Here is a 1,165-nt window from a genome sequence, read left to right on the forward strand (position 1 = left end):
CTCCGTAGAGTAACGTTGGGTTTTTCTGCTCATTATTGGCTCCTTCTGATGCCATTCTATTTCAGGAAGGAGTGTCCGTTAAACTCAGGCTACCTCAGACTCAGACTTTATAAAACAAGGTATTAGGTGCCACAACTGACTGAACAAAACCAAAACGCTCATAAAATGCTCTGGCGTCATCATCAATTGCATGTACCATAACAGCCTTAATGCCAACCTGATCAGCCAGATTGACAACCCGGTGAATGGCATCACTTAGTAGCCATTTACCGAAACCATGCCCCTGGATACAAACATCAACAGCCAGACGCCCTAACAGAACAACAGGGACAGGATTGGGCATGTTATGCCGCAAACTGCGACCAAGCTCGGCATGAGTGACGGAACCAGTAGCTAATGAGTAGTATCCCACAACACGTAAAGTATCCTCCAAGCAAATAACGAACGTGCGAGAAGCATTGAGCATCTGGTTTTTCATAGCCCGACCACGTAACCAGTTACTTAGCACCTCATTTCCACAGTCAAATGGCTGAAGTATATGCTCATCCGTCAACAATGCTGGCGCGGTGACATTTATTTCCATTCAGGCTTTACCGCCATCAGACGTTCACGCCCTTCTGCATTCTGCACAGGAGCTTCCAGTTGCGTAATAAACGAATCATAACGTTCGTTATCCAGCACAAATAAACGTTGATCCAGGATAATGTTTTTAGCTTCCTGGTACGCCAGTTCCATGATGAAATCGGTACGGTTCTTATTGACCAAGCTCGCAGCATAATCAATAACGGCTCGTTCCTCATCAGTTGCCCGGATGTTAATCTGATGTTCTCGCGGTGTTTTACGGACGCTTGCAGCTGTAGACATAAAAACCTCCATTGGTAACAATTTGCTATGCAATTAATGTTATCGCAAATGGTAACAGAACGCTATACAGAATCACTTACGGGAAAAGCGATCCCCTGATAAAAACAATGGCAGAGACCTGAACATTGTGACGATGATCTGTGTCGGCGCACAAATCATGTCTGATTACGGCCGTTTAATGTGATTTTGATAATGAAATGCCTGAACCACGGCAGCCTGGCGGCTGCAAATCGGGGTGTGGCAGAATATGAGCTTTCAGAGTAACCATCCAGAATGAGTTCCCATGTCACACAACCTGGAG

The 1,165-nt window shown here is 45.5% G+C and carries 2 protein-coding genes; both read right to left on the reverse strand.

The features are described from left to right. Positions 1–100: 100 nt before the first annotated feature. Entirely contained in the window at positions 101–583 is a 483-nt protein-coding gene (locus tag BHE85_RS16075) for a GNAT family N-acetyltransferase (protein WP_000405246.1), read from the reverse strand. Next, positions 574–876: a type II toxin-antitoxin system TacA family antitoxin gene (locus BHE85_RS16080; protein ID WP_010921625.1), complete on the reverse strand. Its 303-nt coding sequence runs from the start codon at positions 874–876 to the stop codon at positions 574–576. Before BHE85_RS16080 ends, BHE85_RS16075 begins: the two co-directional genes overlap by 10 nt. Positions 877–1,165 lie beyond the last annotated feature (289 nt).

Origin of the sequence: Shigella sp. FC1567 (assembly GCF_001743015.1) — a bacterium.
In the GTDB taxonomy this organism is placed as follows: domain Bacteria; phylum Pseudomonadota; class Gammaproteobacteria; order Enterobacterales; family Enterobacteriaceae; genus Escherichia; species Escherichia coli.

Coding starts and splice junctions, on each gene's coding strand:
- BHE85_RS16075 (WP_000405246.1), bottom strand. CDS start 583: ATGGAAATAAATGTCACCGCGCCAGCATTGTTGACGGATGAGCATATA.
- BHE85_RS16080 (WP_010921625.1), bottom strand. CDS start 876: ATGGAGGTTTTTATGTCTACAGCTGCAAGCGTCCGTAAAACACCGCGA.